We start from the raw sequence: 20,395 nt of genomic DNA on the forward strand, positions 1-20,395 counted from the left end.
CTATCACCCTGCGGGGTGTGGCGTAGAGCCATCAGGTGATGTCAGATCTTGACGTTGCCGGTCGTCAATACATCTCTAACGCGGGGACACATGCAGACACTTAAGGTCGATCTAGGCGAGCGCAGCTACCCGATCCATATTGGCGAAGGTCTGCTGGACCAGCCCGAGTTGCTCGCACCGCACATTGCCGGGCGGCAAGTGGCGATCATCTCCAACGAAACGGTCGCGCCGCTGTATCTTGAGCGTTTGAGCCGCAGCCTGTCGGCGTACTCGGTTATTTCTGTGATCTTGCCCGACGGCGAAGCCCACAAGAACTGGGAAACCCTGCAACTGATCTTTGATGGCTTGCTGACCGCACGCCATGACCGCCGCACCACGGTGATTGCTTTGGGCGGCGGCGTGATCGGTGATATGGCCGGCTTCGCAGCCGCCTGTTACCAGCGTGGCGTGGACTTTATCCAGGTGCCGACCACTCTGTTGTCCCAAGTCGATTCGTCGGTGGGCGGCAAGACCGGTATCAACCACCCGCTGGGCAAGAACATGGTGGGCGCGTTCTATCAGCCTCAAGCCGTGCTGATCGACACCGCGACACTCAACACCCTGCCACCGCGCGAATTGTCGGCTGGCCTGGCGGAAGTCATCAAGTATGGGTTGATCTGCGACGAGCCATTCCTGACCTGGCTGGAAGAGCATGTAGACGCATTGCGCAACCTCGACCAGGTGGCACTGACCGAAGCGATTTCCCGCTCCTGCGCCGCCAAGGCGCTGGTGGTGAATGCCGACGAACGGGAGTCCGGTGTGCGGGCCACGTTAAATCTGGGCCACACCTTCGGCCATGCGATCGAAACGCACATGGGCTATGGTGTGTGGCTACATGGCGAGGCCGTGGCTGCTGGCACGGTGATGGCGTTGGAGATGTCGCAACGCTTGGGCTGGATCAGCGCCCAGGAGCGTGATCGCGGTATCCACCTGTTCCAGCGCGCCGGTTTGCCGGTCATCCCGCCTGAGGAGATGACTGAGGCGGACTTCCTCGAGCATATGGCGATAGACAAGAAAGTGATCGACGGTCGACTGCGACTGGTGCTGCTGCGCCACATGGGCGAAGCGGTAGTGACCGACGATTATCCAAAAGAGATTTTACAAGCCACGCTGGGAGCGGATTACCGTGCCCTGGCTCAGCTGAAAGGTTAATCAGATCCCGATGACTAGTTTGCATGCCGACGAGGCGTTCCTCGGCCACTACCAGTTAAGCCACGACCCCTTTGCTCCACGGGTGCCTGGTTTCAAATTTTTCCCGGCCCAGCGCAAACCGGTGCTTGGTCAGTTGCATCACCTGGCGCGCTACAGCCAACTGCTGCTGGTCGTGACCGGCCCGTTGGGCAGCGGCAAGACGCTGCTGCGCCAGGCCCTGGTGGCCAGCACCAACAAGCAATCGGTACAGAGTGTGGTGGTGTCAGCCCGTGGTGCCGGTGATGCGGCGGGCGTGTTGCGCCAGGTTGCCCAGGCGCTGGACGTGGCCACAGCCGAGCCGAACGCGATCCTCAAGCAGGTTGTGCAGCTCGGTCTGACCGGCCAGGAAGTCTACCTGCTGGTGGATGACGCCGAGCAGCTCGACGAATCGGCTCTGGAGGCGCTGTTGGCGTTGGCGGCGGGCACGCCGGAAGGTCGCCCGCACGTGTTCCTGTTTGGTGAGTCGTCGTTGATCGCCGACCTCGAGCAGATCAGCGGTGATCAGGAGCTGTTCCACGTCATCGAGCTGCAGCCGTACGAAGAGGAAGAAACCCGCGAATACCTGGCTCAACGCCTGGAGGGCGCCGGGGCGGGTATCGAACTTTTCTCCGCTGCGCAGATCTCTGATATTCACGAAAGCTCCGACGGCTGGCCTGGCAACATCAATCAGGTTGCCCGCGATGCCATGATCGAAGCCATGATCGCCAGCCGCACTGCGGTCAAGCGTCCAAAGATGGGGTTCACTATGCCTAAGAAGCACGTATTGGCGATTTCCGCCGTTGTCGTGGTCGCTGTAGCGGCTGCCTGGTTGATCCCGGGTCGCAGCAAAGCACCGACCACTGCCGGCGCGCCAACCGAACAGGCGCAGTTGCCACTGGGTAAGCCCACGCCAAACGTTGAATTTGCCAACTCCGGCCAACCGACCAACCTGCCGATGGTCGGCCAGCCCGTCATGCGCGGCCCGCTCGCTGAAGAAGCGGGTGGCATTTCCGAAGGTGACGACGGTGTACCGGTGGAAGGTTCCAGCGCTACGCCGCCGACCGTGACCACCACCGCACCACCTGCGGGCGTGCCAGCGGGCCAGCCGGCACCTGCGCCTACGGTGGCCACTGCCAAGCCTGCGCCAGTGACCAAGCCGGTCGCGCCAGCACCTGCCGCCAAGCCAGCTCCGGCCGCCAAGCCTGCTGAAAAACCAGCCGCCACTGTCGCCAAAGCCGGCGCCGCTGGCAGCAACTGGTACGCCAGCCAGCCAACCAGCAACTTCGTGGTGCAGATCCTTGGCACCAGCTCCGAAGCCAATGCCCAGGCGTTCGTGAAAGAGCAGGGTGGCGAGTACCGTTATTTCAAGAAAATGCTTAACGGCAAGCCTCTCTACGTAATCACCTACGGCAACTTCTCCAGCCGCGCTGCCGCAGATTCCGCGATCAAATCCTTGCCAGCGAAGGTTCAGGCTGGTAAACCTTGGCCTCGCACTGTTGCCAGCGTTCAACAAGAACTCGCAACAACTCGCTGAAGGTCCGGCGGCTTTACCCAGGCCGCCCTCCCGGCACCTCAAAAAACTACAACAGCGTGCAGCCCTGAAGGCCGCGCGCTTTGTGGTGTCTGCGTCACGTAGCTTTTGAGTCGTAGCGGTCAGAATTAAAAAAGTTTTGACTAGCACAGCATATCGCTTTAAACCTTTCATAAATGCGACATAGATTTGCGACATTTCGTCGCTAAATTTGTGAGCGTCTGTGTCGGTGTGTACAATGACCTCCCTTTTGCCCCCGCTAAGCCGGCGTACGTTCGGCGTGGAAGGTAACCGGTTGAATTGAAAAGAAATTTGCCTCGGTATAAGAGGCAGCCTGGTGAGAAAGTGTCTATGAAAGCAGGTCTGTATCAACCCGATGAATTCAAGGATAACTGTGGTTTCGGCCTGATAGCCCATATGCAGGGCGAGCCCAGTCATACCCTTCTGCAAACGGCCATTGAGGCCCTGACCTGCATGACCCACCGTGGTGGGATCAACGCCGACGGCAAGACCGGTGACGGTTGTGGCTTGCTCATTCAAAAGCCCGACCAGTTCCTGCGCGCCATCGCCAAACAGCATTTCGCGGTCGACCTGCCCAAGCAGTACGCCGTGGGCATGGTGTTTTTCAACCAGGACCCGGTTAAAGCCGAGGCCGCTCGCGAGAACATGAACCACGAGATCCTCGCTGCGGGCCTGCAACTCGTTGGCTGGCGCAAAGTGCCGATCGACACCAGCGTGCTCGGCCGCCTGGCCCTTGAGCGCCTGCCGCAGATCGAACAAGTGTTCATCGCTGGCGATGGTCTGAGCGACCAGGACATGGCGATCAAGCTGTTCACCTCGCGTCGTCGTTCGTCCGTGTCCAACGCCGCCGATACCGAGCACTACATCTGCAGCTTTTCGCACAAGACCATCATTTATAAAGGCCTGATGATGCCGGCGGACCTGACCGCCTTCTATCCAGACCTGAGCGATGAGCGCCTGCAAACCGCAATCTGCGTGTTCCACCAGCGCTTCTCCACCAACACCCTGCCGAAATGGCCGCTGGCCCAGCCATTCCGCTTCCTCGCCCACAACGGCGAGATCAACACCATCACCGGCAACCGCAACTGGGCCGTGGCCCGTCGCACCAAGTTCGCCAACGACCTGATGGACCTGGAAGAGCTCGGCCCGCTGGTCAACCGTGTGGGTTCCGACTCCTCCAGCATGGACAACATGCTCGAGCTGATGGTCACCGGCGGCATCGACCTGTTCCGTGGCGTGCGCATGATCATTCCGCCTGCGTGGCAGAACGTCGAGACCATGGACCCCGATCTGCGGGCGTTCTATGAGTACAACTCGATGCACATGGAACCGTGGGATGGCCCGGCTGGTGTGGTAATGACCGACGGCCGCTACGCGGTGTGCCTGCTCGACCGTAACGGTCTGCGCCCGGCGCGTTGGGTCACCACCACCAACGGTTTCATTACCCTGGCGTCGGAAATCGGCGTGTGGAACTACAAGCCGGAAGACGTCATCGCCAAAGGCCGCGTAGGCCCTGGCCAGATCCTCGCCGTGGACACCGAAACAGGGCAGATCCTCGACACTGACGCCATCGACAACCGTTTGAAGTCCCGTCACCCGTACAAGCAATGGCTGCGCAAGAACGCCCTGCGCATCCAGGCGACCATGGAAGACAACGACCACGGTTCGGCTTTCTACGACGTCGACCAGCTCAAGCAGTACATGAAGATGTACCAGGTCACGTTTGAAGAGCGCGACCAGGTGCTGCGTCCGCTCGGTGAGCAAGGCTACGAGGCGGTCGGCTCCATGGGCGATGACACGCCCATGGCCGTGCTGTCCCAGCGTGTGCGTACGCCGTACGACTATTTCCGCCAGCAGTTCGCCCAGGTGACCAACCCGCCGATCGACCCGCTGCGCGAAGCCATCGTGATGTCCCTGGAAGTGTGCCTCGGTGCCGAGCGCAATATCTTCCAGGAATCGCCTGAGCACGCCTCCCGCGTGATCCTCAGCTCGCCGGTCGTGTCCCCGGCCAAGTGGCGTTCGCTGATGACCCTGGAACGCCCAGGCTTCGACCGCCAGATCATCGACCTGAACTACGACGAGAGCCTTGGCCTTGAAGCCGCTGTGCGCAATGTCGCCGACCAGGCCGAAGAAGCCGTGCGCGCCGGTCGTACCCAGATCGTGCTGACCGACCGTCACATCGCGCCGGGCAAGCTGCCGATCCACGCATCCCTGGCGACCGGTGCGGTACACCACCGCCTGACCGAAAAAGGCCTGCGTTGCGACTCCAACATCCTCGTCGAAACTGCCACAGCCCGCGACCCGCACCACTTTGCGGTGTTGATCGGCTTTGGTGCTTCGGCGGTGTACCCGTTCCTCGCGTACGAAGTGCTCGGTGATTTGATCCGTACCGGTGAGGTGCTGGGCGACCTCTACGAGGTGTTCAAGAACTACCGTAAAGGCATCACCAAGGGCCTGTTGAAGATCCTGTCGAAGATGGGTATCTCCACTGTCACTTCGTACCGTGGCGCGCAGTTGTTCGAAGCCATCGGCCTGTCCGAAGAAGTCTGCGATTTGAGCTTCCGTGGCGTGCCAAGCCGCATCAAGGGTGCGCGTTTCGTCGACATCGAAGCCGAACAGAAAGCCCTGGCCGCGGAAGCCTGGAGCGCGCGCAAGCCGATCCAACAAGGCGGCCTGCTCAAGTTCGTGCACGGTGGCGAATACCATGCCTACAACCCGGATGTGGTCAGCACCCTGCAAGCCGCCGTGCAGCAGGGCGACTACGCCAAGTTCAAGCAATACACTGCGTTGGTGGATAACCGCCCGGTGTCGATGATCCGTGACCTGTTCAAAGTGAAAACCCTGGACACGCCGCTGGCCATCAGCGAAATCGAGCCGCTGGAATCGATCCTCAAGCGCTTCGACTCCGCGGGTATTTCCCTCGGTGCTTTGTCGCCTGAGGCCCACGAAGCCCTGGCCGAAGCCATGAACCGCCTGGGTGCGCGTTCCAACTCCGGCGAAGGCGGTGAAGACCCGGCGCGCTACGGCACCCTAAAGAGCTCGAAAATCAAACAGGTGGCGACTGGCCGTTTCGGTGTAACCCCGGAGTACCTGGTCAACGCCGAAGTGCTGCAGATCAAAGTCGCCCAAGGCGCCAAGCCTGGCGAAGGCGGCCAACTGCCCGGCGGCAAGGTCAACGGTTTGATCGCCAAGCTGCGTTACGCAGTGCCGGGCGTGACGCTGATCTCGCCACCACCGCACCACGACATCTACTCGATTGAAGATTTGTCGCAGCTGATCTTCGACCTGAAACAAGTCAATCCGCAGGCCCTGGTCTCGGTGAAACTGGTCGCGGAAGCCGGTGTGGGCACCATCGCCGCGGGTGTGGCGAAGGCCTATGCCGACCTGATCACCATCTCCGGCTACGACGGCGGCACCGGCGCATCGCCGCTGACCTCCATCAAGTACGCCGGCGCGCCATGGGAACTGGGCCTGGCTGAAACTCACCAGACCCTGCGTGGCAACGACTTGCGCGGCAAAGTCCGTGTGCAGACCGACGGCGGCCTGAAAACCGGCCTCGACGTGATCAAGGCTGCAATCCTCGGCGCTGAAAGCTTCGGCTTCGGCACTGCGCCAATGATTGCCCTGGGCTGCAAATACCTGCGCATCTGCCACCTGAACAACTGCGCCACCGGTGTGGCGACGCAGAACGAGAAGCTGCGCAAGGATCACTACATCGGCACCGTCGACATGGTGGTGAATTTCTTCACCTACGTCGCCGAGGAAACCCGTGAGTGGCTGGCCAAGCTGGGCGTGCGTTCGTTGGAAGAGTTGATCGGGCGCACCGATCTGCTGGACATCCTCGAAGGCCAGACCGCCAAGCAACAGCACCTGGACCTGACGCCGTTGTTGGGCAGCGACCACATCCCGGCAGACAAGCCACAGTTTTGCCAAGTGGGCCGCAACCCACCCTTCGACAAAGGCCTGTTGGCCGAGAAGATGGTCGAAATGGCCGGCGCCTCGATCAACGACGCCAGCGGTGGCGAATTTGCCCTGGATATCTGCAACTGCGACCGTTCCATCGGCGCACGCGTCTCCGGAGAAATCGCGCGCAAGCACGGCAACCAAGGCATGGCGAAGGCGCCAATCACCTTCCGCTTCAACGGCACTGCAGGCCAGAGCTTTGGCGTGTGGAACGCCGGTGGTCTGCACATGTACCTGGAAGGCGATGCCAACGATTACGTGGGCAAGGGCATGACCGGCGGCAAGCTGGTGATCGTTGCGCCTAAAGGCAGCGTCTACAAGAGCCAGGACAGTGCCATCATCGGCAACACCTGCTTGTACGGCGCCACCGGTGGCAAGCTGTTCGCCGCCGGTACCGCCGGTGAGCGTTTCGCCGTGCGTAACTCCGGTGCTCACACCGTGGTGGAAGGCACTGGCGATCACTGCTGCGAGTACATGACCGGGGGCTTTGTCGCCGTATTGGGCAAGACCGGTTACAACTTCGGTTCAGGCATGACCGGCGGTTTCGCCTACGTGCTCGACCAGGACAACACCTTCGTCGACAAGGTCAACCACGAGTTGGTCGAGATCCAGCGGATCAGCGGCGAAGCCATGGAATCCTATCGGAACCACTTGCAGCACGTGCTGGACGAGTACGTTGAGGAGACCGGCAGCGAATGGGGTCGTAACCTCGCCGAAAATCTCGATGATTACCTGCGTCGTTTCTGGCTAGTCAAACCGAAGGCAGCGAGTTTGAAATCTCTGCTCTCCAGCACACTTGCGAGTCCGCAATGACGACGCAGCGGCAAGTATCGAGCTTCAAGCCGCACGCTAAGAGCAGCGCGCGGTGTGCCGGTTTATTTGATTTCTTGCAGCTTGAAGCTTGTAGCTTAAAGCTGTCGTGTACGAGGTTTTAACGATGGCCGAACGTCTCAGCAACGACTTCCAATTCCTCGATGTCGGGCGTAAAGATCCGAAGAAGAAACTGTTGCGTCAACGCAAGAAAGAGTTCGTGGAAATCTACGAACCCTTCAAACCCCAGCACTCGGCCGACCAGGCCCACCGCTGCCTGGGTTGCGGTAACCCGTATTGCGAATGGAAGTGCCCGGTGCACAACTTCATTCCCAACTGGCTCAAGTTGGTGGCCGAGGGCAACATCCTCGCCGCCGCCGAGCTGTCGCACCAGACCAATACCCTGCCGGAAGTGTGCGGCCGGGTGTGCCCGCAAGACCGTCTGTGTGAAGGTGCGTGCACCCTCAACGATGGCTTCGGTGCGGTAACCATCGGTTCGGTCGAGAAGTACATCACCGACACCGCGTTCGCCATGGGCTGGCGCCCGGACATGTCCAAGGTCAAGCCGACCGGCAAGCGCGTCGCGATCATCGGTGCCGGGCCTGCTGGCCTGGGCTGCGCCGACGTGCTGGTACGGGGTGGCGTGACCCCGGTGGTGTTCGACAAGAACCCGGAAATCGGCGGCCTGCTGACCTTCGGCATCCCCGAGTTCAAGCTGGAAAAAACCGTACTGAGCAACCGTCGCGAAGTGTTCACCGGCATGGGCATTGAATTCCGCCTGAACACCGAGATCGGCAAAGACGTGACCATCGAGCAATTGCTCGCCGAATACGATGCCGTGTTCATGGGCATGGGCACCTACACCTACATGAAGGGCGGCTTTGCCGGTGAGGACCTGCCGGGTGTGCATGACGCTTTGGACTTCCTGATCGCCAACGTGAATCGCAACCTGGGCTTTGAAAAGTCGCCGGAAGATTTCGTCGACATGAAAGGCAAGAAGGTTGTGGTGCTCGGCGGTGGTGACACCGCGATGGACTGCAACCGCACGTCGATCCGCCAGGGCGCCAAATCGGTGACCTGTGCGTACCGTCGTGACGAAGCCAACATGCCCGGCTCGCGCAAAGAGGTGAAGAACGCCAAGGAAGAAGGCGTGAAATTCCTCTACAACCGCCAGCCGATCGCTATCGTCGGTGAAGACCGCGTCGAAGGCGTGAAGGTGGTCGAGACCCGTCTCGGCGAACCGGACGCCCGTGGCCGCCGCAGCCCTGAGCCGATCCCAGGTTCTGAAGAGATCATCCCGGCTGACGCCGTTGTCATCGCTTTCGGCTTCCGCCCAAGCCCGGCGCCGTGGTTCGAGCAGTTAGAGATTCAGACCGACAGCCAGGGTCGCGTTGTAGCCCCGGAACAAGGCCAGTACAAGCACCAGACCAGCAACCCGAAGATTTTTGCCGGTGGCGATATGGTGCGCGGTTCAGACCTAGTAGTGACCGCGATCTTCGAAGGCCGTAACGCTGCCGAAGGGATTCTGGATTACCTGAACGTCTAGCGATGTTAGCTGCCAGTTTCAAGCTGCAAGCGGCAAGTGAAAGCAAATGCGCTTTTAACTTGCCGCTTGTAGCTTGTCGCTAGTCACTGTCTTTCTCCTTCTGGCTCTGAGAAAATGCCCGCACTTTTTTTGCGGATGCCGACATGACTGCCCTGAAGAACGACCGTTTCCTTCGTGCCCTGCTCAAGCAACCCGTGGACGTCACCCCCGTGTGGATGATGCGCCAGGCCGGTCGCTACCTGCCGGAATACCGCGCCAGTCGCGCCCACGCCGGCGACTTCATGAGCCTGTGCATGAACCCGGAGTTCGCGTGCGAAGTCACCATGCAGCCACTGGACCGCTATCCGCAACTGGACGCGGCCATCCTCTTCTCCGACATCCTCACCATCCCTGACGCCATGGGCCAAGGCCTGTACTTCGAAACCGGCGAAGGCCCGCGTTTCAAGAAAGTCGTCAGCACGTTGGCCGACATCGAAGCCCTGCCGATCCCGGACCCGCACAAGGACCTGGGCTATGTGATGGACGCCGTTAGCACCATTCGCCGTGAACTCAACGGCCGCGTGCCGCTGATCGGCTTCTCCGGCAGCCCATGGACCCTGGCCACCTACATGGTCGAAGGCGGTTCGTCGAAAGACTTCCGCAAGACCAAGGCCATGCTCTACGACAACCCGCAAGCCATGCACCTGCTGCTGGACAAGCTCGCTCAGTCGGTTACTTCCTACCTCAACGGCCAGATCATGGCCGGCGCGCAAGCGGTGCAGATCTTCGACACCTGGGGCGGCAACCTGTCGGCGGCGGCCTACCAGGAGTTCTCCCTGGCCTACATGCGCAAAATCGTCAGCGGCCTGATCCGCGAACACGAAGGCCGCAAGGTTCCGGTCATCCTGTTCACCAAAGGGGGTGGCCTATGGCTGGAAAGCATTGCTGACGCAGGTGCAGACGCACTCGGCCTGGACTGGACGTGCGACATTGGCGAAGCCCGCCAGCGCGTGGGCAACCGCGTGGCGCTGCAAGGCAACATGGACCCGACCGTGCTGTACGCCAAGCCGGAAGCGATCCGCACCGAAGTCGGCCGTATCCTCGCCAGCTACGGCAAGGGCACCGGGCATGTATTCAACCTCGGTCATGGCATTACGCCGGAAGTGAACCCGGAACATGCCGGTGCCTTCCTGCGTGCGGTGCACGAGTTGTCGGCGCAGTATCACGAGTGATCGCCGCACAATAGAAAACGCCCGGTTTATGCCGGGCTTCTTTTGTTTAAGGTCAGTAGACGTAAGGTGCTTGTAATGTCCGTAATCGCGGACATAGTCGGGCTATTCATCTTAAAAGTCCGTTATAGGTGACATTATGTTGCTGACCAATCCACCTGCTCTGGGCGACAGGATACGACAGCTTCGTCGCGCCAAAGGCTACAGCCAGGCGCAACTGGCGGATCGGGCCAAGTGCAACCGCAAGACCATCATGGATCTTGAGGCCGGTGAAAACGTCGCGATGTACACGGTGTTTCGGGTGATTTCTTCGTTGGGAATGGCCCTGTAAGTCGTCGATAAACGCATCGATCTCAAATCCCTGGCCGATCTGGTGGAATACGATGAGTAAAGTCAAAGTGCTCAACGTCCTCACACCTCAAGGGTATTCAGGCGAACTGACAAAAGGCTCACAGTTTTCGTTCGCTTATTCATCCGCCGATGCCGAGCGTGAAGCGTCGCTGGTCATGCCCTATGACCCCACGCCTTCGGTCAGCAACGTGTTGCATCCGATTTTTGATATGAACGTGCCTGAAGGTTTTCTGGCCGATCAGATCAAACGGCGGATGGCCAAGCATGTGCAGGTGGACGAGATGCGCCTGCTATCCGTGATCGGCGGGAACCAGATTGGACGGCTCACTTACCAGAACCCTGTCGAGGCGTCAGTTCCGGTGCAGGCTCAGGTAGGGCTCCAGCAAATACTGTCAGCTGACACTTCTCAGGGTGTATTCGAGTTTTTGGTGAATACCTATTTCGAGTCAGGTATTTCCGGGGTGCAGCCTAAGGTGCTGGTGCCTGATCTGTACAAGCTGGCTGGGAATCGCAAAACCATGCTCAGTTCTGACCTGATCGTGAAGTCTGGCGCCGATGAGTACGCTCACCTGGCGCAGAACGAATTTCTCTGCATTGAAGCTGCCCGCATTGCGGGTATGGAGACTGCGCCTTTCTGGCTGTCCGAAGGGGGCGACCTGTTTGTCATGGAGGGTTTTGACCTGGCCGCTGCGCGGCCCAACGGGAGCCAGCTCCCTCGCCACAGGTACAGTGTTCGCCCTTAACTGACTAGCCTTACGCTGTGAGGCGTGTTTTTTGAGTGACGCCTTAGGCCGTTGTTCGCCCCAACGGCGGCAACTTCGCCAATTTCAACGCCACCAGCAACGCCCCAATCAACAACGCCACGATAAACGCCCCAATCCCGTTCCATTCGGCGTAGTGCCAGAAGAACCCACCCGCCGTCCCCGCCACACTCGATCCCGCGTAGTAGCAGAACAGGTACAACGAAGACGCCTGCCCCTTGGCCTTCACCGCGCGGCGGCCGATCCAGCTGCTGGCCACCGAGTGGGCGCCGAAGAAGCCGAACGTGAAGATCAGCATGCCCGGCACGATCAGCCATAGCGGTGTGAACAAGGTCAGCGTCATGCCCACAAGCATCAGCACGATGGTGGCCCACAATACGCGACGGCGGCCGAGGCGGTCGGCCAGGGAGCCGATTTTCGCTGAGCTGTAGATCCCCGAGAGGTACACCAGCGACAGCAGGCCGACCACGGCTTGGCTCAGGCCGTAGGGATCGGCCAGCAGGCGATAGCCGATGTAGTTGAACATCGTCACGAACGCACCCATCAGCAGGAACGCTTCAAGGAACAGCCACGGCAGGCCCGCGTCCTTGAAGTGCATGACAAAACCGTCCACCAGGCTGCGCGGCTTGAGGCTGCTGGCGCGGAAGTTGCGCGATTCGGGGAGGATTTTCCAGAACACCGTGGCGGCGATCAGCGCCAGGGCGCCAATGATCAGCATTGCGGTGTGCCAACTGACGAAGTCGATCAACACGCCGATGATCAGGCGCCCGCTCATGCCGCCAATCGCGTTGCCACCAATGTACAGGCCCATGGCCAGGCCGATGTGCTGCGGGTGGATCTCCTCGCTCAGGTAGGTCATGGCCACGGCGGCCAGGCCGCTCAGTGACAGGCCCACCAGCGCGCGCATGAATAAAATCCCCTCCCAGGAAGGCATCAAACCACTGGCAATCGTCGCGAGTGCCGCGCAGAACAGCGCGGCGACCATCACCGGTTTACGTCCCAGGGTGTCGGAAATCGGCCCGGTAATCAGCAGGCCCAGCGCGAGCATCGCAGTGGACACGGACAGGATCAGGCTGCTTTGCGCTGCATTGATGGAAAACTCGTGGGACAGCGCCGGCATCATCGGTTGCACGCAATACAGCAGGGCAAAGGTGGCGAAACCCCCGGAGAACAGCGCGAGTACCGTACGCATGAACATCGGTGTGCCTTTTTCGATGTACGCGTCATTGAGCTGGGCCACCACCTCATCCAGGGCAGTGGGCGGGACTTCTTGAGCGAGTGGAGCGACAGCAGAATTCACGGGGACCTCGGGGAGGAAGAGCGTGCCAGGACCGGCCATGCAAAAAAGAATATAGCTGGCTAATGATTCTTTCCAATATATTGTTCGACCTGTTTGATAGCTTTTACGACCTAATAAGGCCTGTATGGAATTGCGTCACTTGCGGTACTTCATTGCCGTCGCCGAAGAACTGCACTTTGGCCGGGCTGCGCAGGTGCTAGGCATCTCGCAGCCGCCGCTGAGCCAGCAGATTCAGGCGCTGGAACAGGAAGTGGGTGCACGTTTGTTTGAGCGTACCAATCGTCGGGTCGAGCTGAGCGAGGCGGGACGGTTGTTCCTGCATGAGGCGCGATTGGTCCTGGCTCAGGTCGACAAAGCGGCGGACGTGGCGCGCCGGGCGCAGTTGGGTGAGCTGGGCGAATTGAAGATCGGCTTCACGTCATCGGCACCGTTTAACTCCAGCATTCCCCAAGCGATCTTTGCGTTTCGCCAGGCGTTCCCGGCGGTGCACCTCAATCTGCAGGAGATGAGCAGCACCGAGGTGGCCGAGTCGCTGGTGGATGAGTCTATTCAGGTCGGGCTGATGCGGCCATTGCCGTTGCCGGATTCATTGAGTGTGGTCGAGTTGATGCGCGAACCGCTGGTGGCCGTAATGAACGCCGGCCACCCATTGGTAGCAGGCAGTGAGCATGGCCTGCACTTGGCGCAGCTGGCGGAAGAGCCGTTCGTGTTTTTCCCGCGTAGCTATGGCAGTGGGCTCTACGCGCAGTTGCTCAGCCTGTGCCGTGACGCCGGGTTTAGCCCGCACTTTGCCCAGGAAGCGGGGGAGGCGATGACCATCATTGGCCTGGTCGCGGCGGGGCTGGGCGTGTCGGTGTTGCCGGCCTCCTATCAGCGCATACGGATCGACGGGGTGGTGTATCGCACGCTGCTGGATCCGGAGGCGGTGACGGCGGTGTGGCTGGTGCAGCGAAAAGGCGCGCAGACGCCGATGGCAGCGGCGTTTGTGGAGTTGTTGACGCGTAAATCCGCTCAGTAAGAACGCGTACTTCAAAGCGAAGCGGATCGATGTGGGTGGTGGCTTGCCTGCGATAGCATCCCCTCGGCATACCTGATCCATCGAGTCGTCCGCATCACAGGCAAGCCAACTCCCACCTTTGATCTTTGTCGTTTCTGGCGCGCAGCGAGCGCCAGTTTTATTTCGAAGTGCCCGTCTGCTCAAACAACTGCGCTGCAGTCCCAGACTCACTCACGCCATTACTGCGCAACGCCGCCATGATGTCGCGGTCCAGCATGCTCACCCAGCGGTTGTAGTTGCGATGGATCTTGCCGTCTTTGTAGCCCAGTTCGCGGCTGTCGCGGTAGGTGATGGCGTAGCTGTTGCGGGTGTAGCGGATGTCGATGGCGGCGTAGTACTGGTTACGCACGGTGATCTCGGCCTGCACCAGTTGCGGGCTCAGGCGTTGTACCGTCCATTCGCGCTTTTGCAGGGCGTTGACGATCACCGTTTTCATTTTCTCTTCGCTGACCTGGGCAGTGGCCGGCAGGTCGTGCTGGGTGTTGAGCACTGGTTTGCTGGTGCAGCCAGCGGTGGTCAGCAAGGCCAGGGTGATCAGGGTCGCGCGTAGCAAGGAAGACATTGCGTATTCTCCAATCGATTAAAAAGTCAGGACCAGCGGCGGAAGATCAGCGAGGTGTTGACGCCGCCAAAGGCAAAGTTGTTGTTCATCACGTAATCGTTGTGCATCTCGCGGAATTCACCTTGCAGGTAATCCAGCTCGCCGCATTGCGGGTCCACTGAATCCAGGTTGAAGGTGTGTACGTACTGGTTGCGGTTCATCATCTCGATGCTGAACCACGACTCCAGTGCGCCGCACGCACCCAGGGTGTGACCGAGAAAGCTCTTTTGTGAACTGATGGGCATGCGGGCGCCGAACAGGCTGCTGGTGGCCTGCGTCTCGGCGATGTCGCCCTGGTCGGTGGCAGTACCATGACCGTTCACGTAGCCAATCGCGGAAGGCTCAAGCCCGGCATCTTCCAGGGCCAGTTCCATCGCGCGGCGCATGGTTTTCTGCTCCGGGCGCGTGGTGTGCTGGCCGTCGGCGTTGCTGCCAAAGCCCACCAACTCGGCGTGGATATGCGCACCCCGCGCCAGGGCGTGTTCCAGTTCTTCGAGGACCAGCATCCCGCCGCCTTCGCCGATCACCAGGCCATCGCGCCCGCTGTCATAGGGGCGTGGGCTGGTTTGCGGCGCGTCGTTTTTCAGGCTGGTGGCGTAGAGCGCGTCGAACACCATGGCTTCGGTGGGGCACAGTTCTTCGGCGCCGCCGGCGAGCATCAATGGCAAGCGGCCGAACTTGATCGCCTCATAGGCATAGCCGATGCCTTGGCTGCCGCTGGTGCAGGCGCTTGACGTAGGAATCAGCCGCCCGGTGAGGCCAAAGAAGATGCTGATATTCGCCGCCGTGGTGTGCGGCATCATGCGCACGTAGGAGTTGGCATTCAGTCCCTCGGCCACCGAGTTCAGCAGCATGTTGCCGAACGCCTTGATCTCGTCGGTGCTGCCGGTGGACGAGCCGCAGGCCACGCCCATGCGCCCGTCCTTGATCGACTCATCGCCGAGCAAACCGGCGTCCTGCAACGCCTGCTCCGCGGCCCACACCGCCAGGCGCGACACCCGGCCCATACTGCGCAGTTGCTTGCGCGTCCAGTGTGCGGGCACGACAAAATCGTCGATTGGCCCGGCCAGGCGCGTGTTCAATTCAGTAAAACGGTCCCACTCGTCCATGCGCCGGATGCCGCTGCGGTTGGCGCGGAAGTTGGCGGAAATGGTCGCCCAATCACCGCCCAGGGAGGTCATGCCGGCCATACCGGTCACTACGACGCGTTTCATCAGCACAAGCCTCCATTCACCGCCAGGACCTGGCGCGTGATGTAGCCGGCTTCGGCCGACATCAGGAAGTTCACTGCGCCAGCCACCTCTTCAGGCGTGCCCATGCGCTGCGCCGGGATCATCTTCATCAGCTCTTCCACCGGTACGTTTTCATCCAGCATCGCGGTGTCGATCAAGCCGGGTGCGACGCAGTTGACGGTGATCTTACGCTTGCCCAGTTCGATGGCCAGGGCCTTGGCCGCGCCGATCAACCCGGCTTTGGAGGCACTGTAGTTAACCTGGCCACGGTTGCCGATCAACCCGGAAACCGAGGTGATGCACACAATGCGCCCGGCGGCGCGACGACGAATCATCGGCATCATCACCGGGTGCAACACGTTATAGAAACCGTCGAGATTGGTGCGCATCACCACGTCCCAATCGTCTTCCGACAGCGCCGGAAACGCACCGTCACGGGTCAGGCCGGCGTTGAGCACCACGCCGTAATAGGCGCCGTGTTGCTCTACGTCGGCTTCAAGGATTTCCTTGCACGTCGCGCGATCCGCCACATCGAATTGCAGCACCCGCGCCTGGCGACCCAGGGCTTCCACCTCGGCCTGTACCGCGCAGGCAGAGGCACGGCCACTGCGGCAATGCAGCACGATGTCATGCCCGGCCTGTGCCAGGCGCAGTGCGATGGCGCGGCCGATGCCACGGCTGGAGCCGGTGACCAGTACGGATTCAGTCATGGCGTTTCGTCCTTCGATTCATCTAAATAGGTGGCCGCCTGGGGCGGTCGAAATACATTCAAGCGGGCGCTGGCCTGGATACCGCTGCCGGTAAGGTGGCATTCGAACACACCCATGCCGTTGTCGTCTTCCAGGGAGCGCAGGGCGTGGATCGTTAGCTCGGCGTCTGCCGGGAAGTGCTCCACGTTGCACTCGAACTTACGTGTGCCGAGCAGGAAGCCCAGTTCCACCGCTTTGCCTTTCTGGCGGGCGCGGCAACCGGCATAGGCGGCGACGCTTTGTGCCATCAATTCGATACCGACCCAGGCCGGGAGGCTGCCGTCCGGGCGGTTGAACAGGCCGCCGGGCTTGATAGTGGCACGGGTACGAATCTGCTCTTCATCGAACGACAGCACCTGGTCGATCAGGATGATGTCGCCGGCATGAGGCAGCAGTTCGGCGAGTGGCCAATCGATCATGGGGCCTCTCCGATAATCAGGCTGACATTGTTGCCGCCGAAGGCAAACGAATTGCTCATCAGGCAGCGTTTTTCCAGGGCTTGCGCGGCCTGCGCCCACTGCAGGGCGGGCAGTGCCGGGTCGGGCTGGCCGTCCCATACATGCGGCGGCACCCGCTTATGGACCAGGCTCAACCAGCAGAACGCCGCTTCCAGGGCGCCGGCTGCGCCCAGGGTATGCCCGCTCATGGGTTTGGTCGACGAGCAGGGCACGCCTTCCGGGAATAGGCTGGCGACGGCCAGGCTTTCCATGGCGTCGTTATGCTGGGTGGCGGTGCCGTGCAGGTTCAGATAACCGATCTGTTCGGGCTGCAACTTTGCGCTGGCGAGCGCCTTGCGCATTGATTGCAGAGCACCTTTGCCGGAGGGTTCGGGCGCGGAAATATGGTGCGCATCGCAACTCGCGCCGCTGCCCAATAGGGCGATCGGCGCCGGTTCCTTGCTCATCAGGAACAACACCGCTGCTTCGCCGATATTGATGCCGTTGCGGTTCGCCGAAAACGGGTTGCAACGCTCGTTCGACACGGCATCCAGCGCGGTAAAGCCATTGAGGGTCAACTTGCATAAACTGTCGACGCCGCCGCAGATCACTGCATCGCACACGCCCAGGTCCAGCAGGCGCTGGGCACTCATCAGCGCGCGGGCGCTGGAGGTGCAGGCGGTGGAGATCACGTAGGCCGGGCCACTCAGTTGCAGCCAGTCCGCGAGGAAGTTTGCCGGGGCGCTGAGTTCCTGTTGCTGGTAGTCGTAGTCGCCGGGGAACTGGTTTTCCCGCAGGTAATGGGCAATCCCGCGACTGGCTTCGTCGATGCCCGAGGTGCTGGTGCCGAGCACAATACCCACCCGTGATGTGCCGTGGGTATTGATCGCCTGTCGGATCTCGTCTTCGATCTGCAACGCTGCTTCCAGCAGCAACTGGTTATTGCGGCTGCTCTGCTGGCCCAGTTCTAGCGGGATGGTGGCGAGTTCGCCGTGCACACCGGCCACCGGCAGCACGCGCTCCGGCACCCAGCCGCTTTCGGCGCGCATGCCCGAGCAGTCACCGGCAAACAGGCTGCGGCTGACCTCGGCCTGGCCACGGCCGAGGGCGCAGATTATGCCCAGGGCGTTGAGGTAGGCGGTCATCGGGCAGCCCCGAGCGGCGTGATGCGGTAGCTCAAGGGCTGCCCGGTCATGTTCACGCTGAAGACCTCGGACGATTGATACACGATCTGCCAATGCCCCGGCAGGGTGCGCGTCAGGTCCATCGCCTGCGCGCTGGGGTAAAGCGCGCGCACGTCATTTGCCGATGTCAGCGCAAACAGCAATGCGGCAAACAGCTCCCTGGCCTGCGGATTGGGCGGCAGCAAGCCATCGGCCTGCCACTCGCCATTGATCAGCTTTTGCCGGGCCTGTGGGATGCCCAGCGGGTCCATCATCGACCACCGAATCGCCGCGCCTTCGCGCTGGATCACCAGCAGCCAGTCCTGGCTCTGGCCGTCGGCCAGGCGCTGCACATGCAGCTGCAGCGGCAGGGCCAGGACCGGCGTTTTCTCGGGCAGCGGTGGCTGGCTGGCGCAGGCACTCAGCAGCAACAGGCAGCCCATCAACAGCATGCGCATCATGGGGCAGTACTCGCCAGGGGTTTGCGTGCCACGCAGTTGACCAGGGTTTCTTCGCGCTGGCCCACTGGCGGCGCCTGGCGCAGGCCCCAGCGCTCGAGCAGGCCGAAGTCGCTGGAGCGGCTCCACCACAAATACGGGTACGAGACGTTCTGCGGGCCAAACTCGAAGCCCTGCTCGCGGAGCATCTGCAAGTACTCTTCGGCGCTTTTCTGCACGTGCATGGGGTGGCGAAACAGCCAACGGATGACCCAGGTGTCGATATAGGCTTCGGTGGACTCGGCAAACAGCAGATAGCCGCCGGGCTTGAGTACACGATAGAACTCTTTGAGGGCGCGGTGCTGTTCAACCAGATGGTGGAAGGTCTGGTGACAGAACAGGATGTCGACGCTGGCGTCTGGCACGTCGAGGGTGGCGCAGTCGCTGCCGATCAGCTCGACGCTCAACCCTTGGCGCGTGGCCTCAACCTGGCACAACTCCAGGCTGTGGGGGTCTGCGTCCAGGCCGATCAACCGTGAAGGCGCAAATACCTGCTGCAACAGCGTGAAGGATTTGCCCTGACCGCAACCGGCGTCCAGCAGTACCGGCGCCTCAGGCAATGGCTCCGTAAACAGGCTGCGCAAGTCGTTGATTGCCACGCGTAACACGCGATGCTGCCAGGTGTGACTGCGCAGGAACCAGAGGCCAAATTTGGTTTCTTCGACGTAGTTCTTACTTAAATACTGGCTGCTCATACCGGCTCACTCGCACAAATCTCCGACAACATGCGCAACCGTCGCTTGGGCTCGCTGACAAACGGGTTGCGTTCATCCCACGCGTAGCCGGCGAGGATCGCGCTGATCATCCGACGAATCTCCGGCGAGCTGTCCGGATGGAAAATCACATCCTGGAAGGTCCCGGCGTACCAGCCTTCGACGTAGCAGCGGAAGGTATCGACACCTCGTTTCAACGGCTCTGCAAACTCGGTCTGCCAGTTGACGGTTTCACCTTTGAGCTGACGGTGCAGCACGCCGGCGGCCATGCTCGCCGAACGCATGGCGATGGTTACCCCGGAGGAAAACACCGGGTCGAGGAATTCCGCTGCGTTGCCCAGCAGTGCAAAGCCTGGGCCGTGAAGGGTTTTGACGTTGGCCGAATAGCCGCCGATGGTGCGCGCCGGCGTATCCCACACAGCGTTTTGCAGCACGCCGGACAGGCTCGGGGTTTCATCGATAAAGCCCCGCAGGCAGGCATCGAGGTCGCCGTCGCGGCCGTCGAAATGTCTCTTGGCCGCGACCACGCCCACCGAGCAGCGGCCGTCGCTGAACGGGATGGTCCAGAACCAGATATCGCGCTGGGTCGGGTGGGTGGTTACGAGGATCTTGGTACGGTCGAAGCCCGGGTGTTCGATGCGGTCTTCAACGTGGGTGAATACGGCCTGGCGCACCGGAAAAGTCGACGGTACGTCCAGGTCCAGCAGGCGCGGCAACACACGGCCGTAGCCACTGGCGTCGAGCACGAACTTGGCCTTGAGGTGGTACTCGCTGCCGTTTTCGCGACGTACGTGCAGGTAGCGGCACTCGCCGCTGAAATCCACACCGACGATGGTTTCGCCGTAGCGGATCTCTACACCCTGAACGGCTGCCTGATCCGCCAGCAACTTGTCGAACTCGCCGCGCTGCACCTGGAAGGTGGTGGGCTTGCCGTTGCTGAACGTATCGCTGAAATCAAACGCGCTGTAGCGCTCGCCCCAGGCGAATGCGGCACCGGTTTTCACTTGGAAACCCGCCGCCTGTACGGCGTCGAGCATGCCGGCTTCTTCGATAAAGTCGATGCAGTGGGACAGCAGGCTTTCGCCAATCGAGAAGCGGGGAAAATGCTGGCGCTCGATGATCAATACATCATGGCCTTTGCGCTTTAACAGCGCAGCGGCGATGGCCCCGGACGGACCGGCACCGATCACCACCACCTGGCGACGTTCCATTTCAACTGTGGGCACGAGGGCTCCTTGCCACATTG

17 protein-coding genes are annotated in these 20,395 nt (G+C 61.1%); 8 read left to right on the top strand and 9 right to left on the bottom strand.

Features of this window, described 5'->3' with window-relative positions:
- Positions 1-90 precede the first annotated feature (90 nt).
- The 7 genes from aroB (at position 91) to AACY30_RS13360 (ending at position 11,382) form a co-directional block, all read left to right on the top strand.
- Complete coding sequence (gene aroB, locus AACY30_RS13330) at positions 91-1,191, top strand: 3-dehydroquinate synthase (RefSeq protein WP_065875726.1); 1,101 nt, start codon at positions 91-93, stop codon at positions 1,189-1,191.
- Positions 1,192-1,201: 10 nt separating this feature from the next.
- Positions 1,202-2,743 carry an SPOR domain-containing protein gene (locus AACY30_RS13335; RefSeq protein WP_339540456.1) on the top strand — a complete coding sequence of 514 codons (1,542 nt, stop codon included), beginning with the start codon at positions 1,202-1,204 and terminating at the stop codon, positions 2,741-2,743.
- A 348-nt stretch (positions 2,744-3,091) separates the two neighbouring features.
- Positions 3,092-7,537, top strand: coding sequence for a glutamate synthase large subunit (gene gltB, locus AACY30_RS13340; protein WP_339540457.1), 4,446 nt, complete (start codon positions 3,092-3,094; stop codon positions 7,535-7,537).
- Positions 7,538-7,661: 124 nt separating this feature from the next.
- On the top strand, positions 7,662-9,080 hold the full coding sequence (locus AACY30_RS13345) for an FAD-dependent oxidoreductase (protein WP_339469219.1): 1,419 nt from the start codon (positions 7,662-7,664) through the stop codon (positions 9,078-9,080).
- Positions 9,081-9,223: 143 nt separating this feature from the next.
- The gene (gene hemE / locus AACY30_RS13350) at positions 9,224-10,291 is read left to right on the top strand and encodes a uroporphyrinogen decarboxylase (protein ID WP_339415560.1); all 1,068 of its coding nucleotides are present in this window, start codon (positions 9,224-9,226) and stop codon (positions 10,289-10,291) included.
- 136 nt (positions 10,292-10,427) lie between these two features.
- On the top strand, positions 10,428-10,619 hold the full coding sequence (locus tag AACY30_RS13355; RefSeq protein ID WP_339540458.1) for a helix-turn-helix transcriptional regulator: 192 nt from the start codon (positions 10,428-10,430) through the stop codon (positions 10,617-10,619).
- Positions 10,620-10,671: 52 nt separating this feature from the next.
- The gene (locus AACY30_RS13360) at positions 10,672-11,382 is read left to right on the top strand and encodes a HipA N-terminal domain-containing protein (protein WP_339540459.1); all 711 of its coding nucleotides are present in this window, start codon (positions 10,672-10,674) and stop codon (positions 11,380-11,382) included.
- A 43-nt stretch (positions 11,383-11,425) separates the two neighbouring features.
- On the opposite strand, the gene AACY30_RS13365 is transcribed toward AACY30_RS13360, so the two are convergent.
- Positions 11,426-12,700 carry an MFS transporter gene (locus AACY30_RS13365; RefSeq protein WP_339540460.1) on the bottom strand — a complete coding sequence of 425 codons (1,275 nt, stop codon included), beginning with the start codon at positions 12,698-12,700 and terminating at the stop codon, positions 11,426-11,428.
- Between the two features lie 124 nt (positions 12,701-12,824).
- On the opposite strand from AACY30_RS13365, the gene AACY30_RS13370 reads away from it, so the two are divergent.
- On the top strand, positions 12,825-13,718 hold the full coding sequence (locus AACY30_RS13370) for a LysR family transcriptional regulator (RefSeq protein ID WP_339415562.1): 894 nt from the start codon (positions 12,825-12,827) through the stop codon (positions 13,716-13,718).
- A gap of 157 nt (positions 13,719-13,875) precedes the next feature.
- Here AACY30_RS13370 and AACY30_RS13375 read toward each other — a convergent pair whose 3' ends face one another.
- From AACY30_RS13375 to AACY30_RS13410, 8 genes are read right to left on the bottom strand one after another with little or no spacing between them, the layout of a single operon-like run.
- Positions 13,876-14,319: a hypothetical protein gene (locus tag AACY30_RS13375; RefSeq protein ID WP_339469223.1), complete on the bottom strand. Its 444-nt coding sequence runs from the start codon at positions 14,317-14,319 to the stop codon at positions 13,876-13,878.
- Between the two features lie 26 nt (positions 14,320-14,345).
- Positions 14,346-15,572, bottom strand: a complete 1,227-nt coding sequence (locus AACY30_RS13380) for a beta-ketoacyl-ACP synthase (protein ID WP_339469225.1) — start codon at positions 15,570-15,572, stop codon at positions 14,346-14,348.
- The gene (gene fabG, locus AACY30_RS13385; RefSeq protein WP_339469227.1) at positions 15,572-16,300 is read right to left on the bottom strand and encodes a 3-oxoacyl-ACP reductase FabG; all 729 of its coding nucleotides are present in this window, start codon (positions 16,298-16,300) and stop codon (positions 15,572-15,574) included. The genes AACY30_RS13380 and fabG overlap by 1 nt, the downstream gene beginning before the upstream one ends.
- Positions 16,297-16,758 carry a hotdog family protein gene (locus tag AACY30_RS13390; RefSeq protein ID WP_339540461.1) on the bottom strand — a complete coding sequence of 154 codons (462 nt, stop codon included), beginning with the start codon at positions 16,756-16,758 and terminating at the stop codon, positions 16,297-16,299. Before AACY30_RS13390 ends, fabG begins: the two co-directional genes overlap by 4 nt.
- Positions 16,755-17,921 (bottom strand): beta-ketoacyl-[acyl-carrier-protein] synthase family protein, encoded by a 1,167-nt coding sequence (locus AACY30_RS13395; protein WP_339469229.1) that lies wholly within the window; start codon positions 17,919-17,921, stop codon positions 16,755-16,757. The genes AACY30_RS13390 and AACY30_RS13395 overlap by 4 nt, the downstream gene beginning before the upstream one ends.
- Complete coding sequence (locus tag AACY30_RS13400; protein WP_339469230.1) at positions 17,918-18,400, bottom strand: hypothetical protein; 483 nt, start codon at positions 18,398-18,400, stop codon at positions 17,918-17,920. The genes AACY30_RS13395 and AACY30_RS13400 overlap by 4 nt, the downstream gene beginning before the upstream one ends.
- On the bottom strand, positions 18,397-19,131 hold the full coding sequence (locus tag AACY30_RS13405) for a class I SAM-dependent methyltransferase (protein ID WP_339415569.1): 735 nt from the start codon (positions 19,129-19,131) through the stop codon (positions 18,397-18,399). Before AACY30_RS13405 ends, AACY30_RS13400 begins: the two co-directional genes overlap by 4 nt.
- Entirely contained in the window at positions 19,128-20,375 is a 1,248-nt protein-coding gene (locus AACY30_RS13410; protein ID WP_339427276.1) for an NAD(P)/FAD-dependent oxidoreductase, read from the bottom strand. The genes AACY30_RS13405 and AACY30_RS13410 overlap by 4 nt, the downstream gene beginning before the upstream one ends.
- Positions 20,376-20,395: the final 20 nt, after the last annotated feature.

Origin of the sequence: Pseudomonas sp. RA_5y_Pfl1_P24, from assembly GCF_963970945.1 — a bacterium.
Lineage (GTDB): Bacteria > Pseudomonadota > Gammaproteobacteria > Pseudomonadales > Pseudomonadaceae > Aquipseudomonas > Aquipseudomonas tritici.

What these genes read in the sequence shown, in the direction of transcription:
- aroB (WP_065875726.1), top strand. Translation starts at nt 91, where the DNA reads ATGCAGACACTTAAGGTCGATCTAGGCGAGCGCAGCTACCCGATCCAT.
- AACY30_RS13335 (WP_339540456.1), top strand. Translation starts at nt 1,202, where the DNA reads ATGACTAGTTTGCATGCCGACGAGGCGTTCCTCGGCCACTACCAGTTA.
- gltB (WP_339540457.1), top strand. Translation starts at nt 3,092, where the DNA reads ATGAAAGCAGGTCTGTATCAACCCGATGAATTCAAGGATAACTGTGGT.
- AACY30_RS13345 (WP_339469219.1), top strand. Translation starts at nt 7,662, where the DNA reads ATGGCCGAACGTCTCAGCAACGACTTCCAATTCCTCGATGTCGGGCGT.
- hemE (WP_339415560.1), top strand. Translation starts at nt 9,224, where the DNA reads ATGACTGCCCTGAAGAACGACCGTTTCCTTCGTGCCCTGCTCAAGCAA.
- AACY30_RS13355 (WP_339540458.1), top strand. Translation starts at nt 10,428, where the DNA reads ATGTTGCTGACCAATCCACCTGCTCTGGGCGACAGGATACGACAGCTT.
- AACY30_RS13360 (WP_339540459.1), top strand. Translation starts at nt 10,672, where the DNA reads ATGAGTAAAGTCAAAGTGCTCAACGTCCTCACACCTCAAGGGTATTCA.
- AACY30_RS13370 (WP_339415562.1), top strand. Translation starts at nt 12,825, where the DNA reads ATGGAATTGCGTCACTTGCGGTACTTCATTGCCGTCGCCGAAGAACTG.
- AACY30_RS13375 (WP_339469223.1), bottom strand. Translation starts at nt 14,319, where the DNA reads ATGTCTTCCTTGCTACGCGCGACCCTGATCACCCTGGCCTTGCTGACC.
- AACY30_RS13380 (WP_339469225.1), bottom strand. Translation starts at nt 15,572, where the DNA reads ATGAAACGCGTCGTAGTGACCGGTATGGCCGGCATGACCTCCCTGGGC.
- fabG (WP_339469227.1), bottom strand. Translation starts at nt 16,300, where the DNA reads ATGACTGAATCCGTACTGGTCACCGGCTCCAGCCGTGGCATCGGCCGC.
- AACY30_RS13390 (WP_339540461.1), bottom strand. Translation starts at nt 16,758, where the DNA reads ATGATCGATTGGCCACTCGCCGAACTGCTGCCTCATGCCGGCGACATC.
- AACY30_RS13395 (WP_339469229.1), bottom strand. Translation starts at nt 17,921, where the DNA reads ATGACCGCCTACCTCAACGCCCTGGGCATAATCTGCGCCCTCGGCCGT.
- AACY30_RS13400 (WP_339469230.1), bottom strand. Translation starts at nt 18,400, where the DNA reads ATGATGCGCATGCTGTTGATGGGCTGCCTGTTGCTGCTGAGTGCCTGC.
- AACY30_RS13405 (WP_339415569.1), bottom strand. Translation starts at nt 19,131, where the DNA reads ATGAGCAGCCAGTATTTAAGTAAGAACTACGTCGAAGAAACCAAATTT.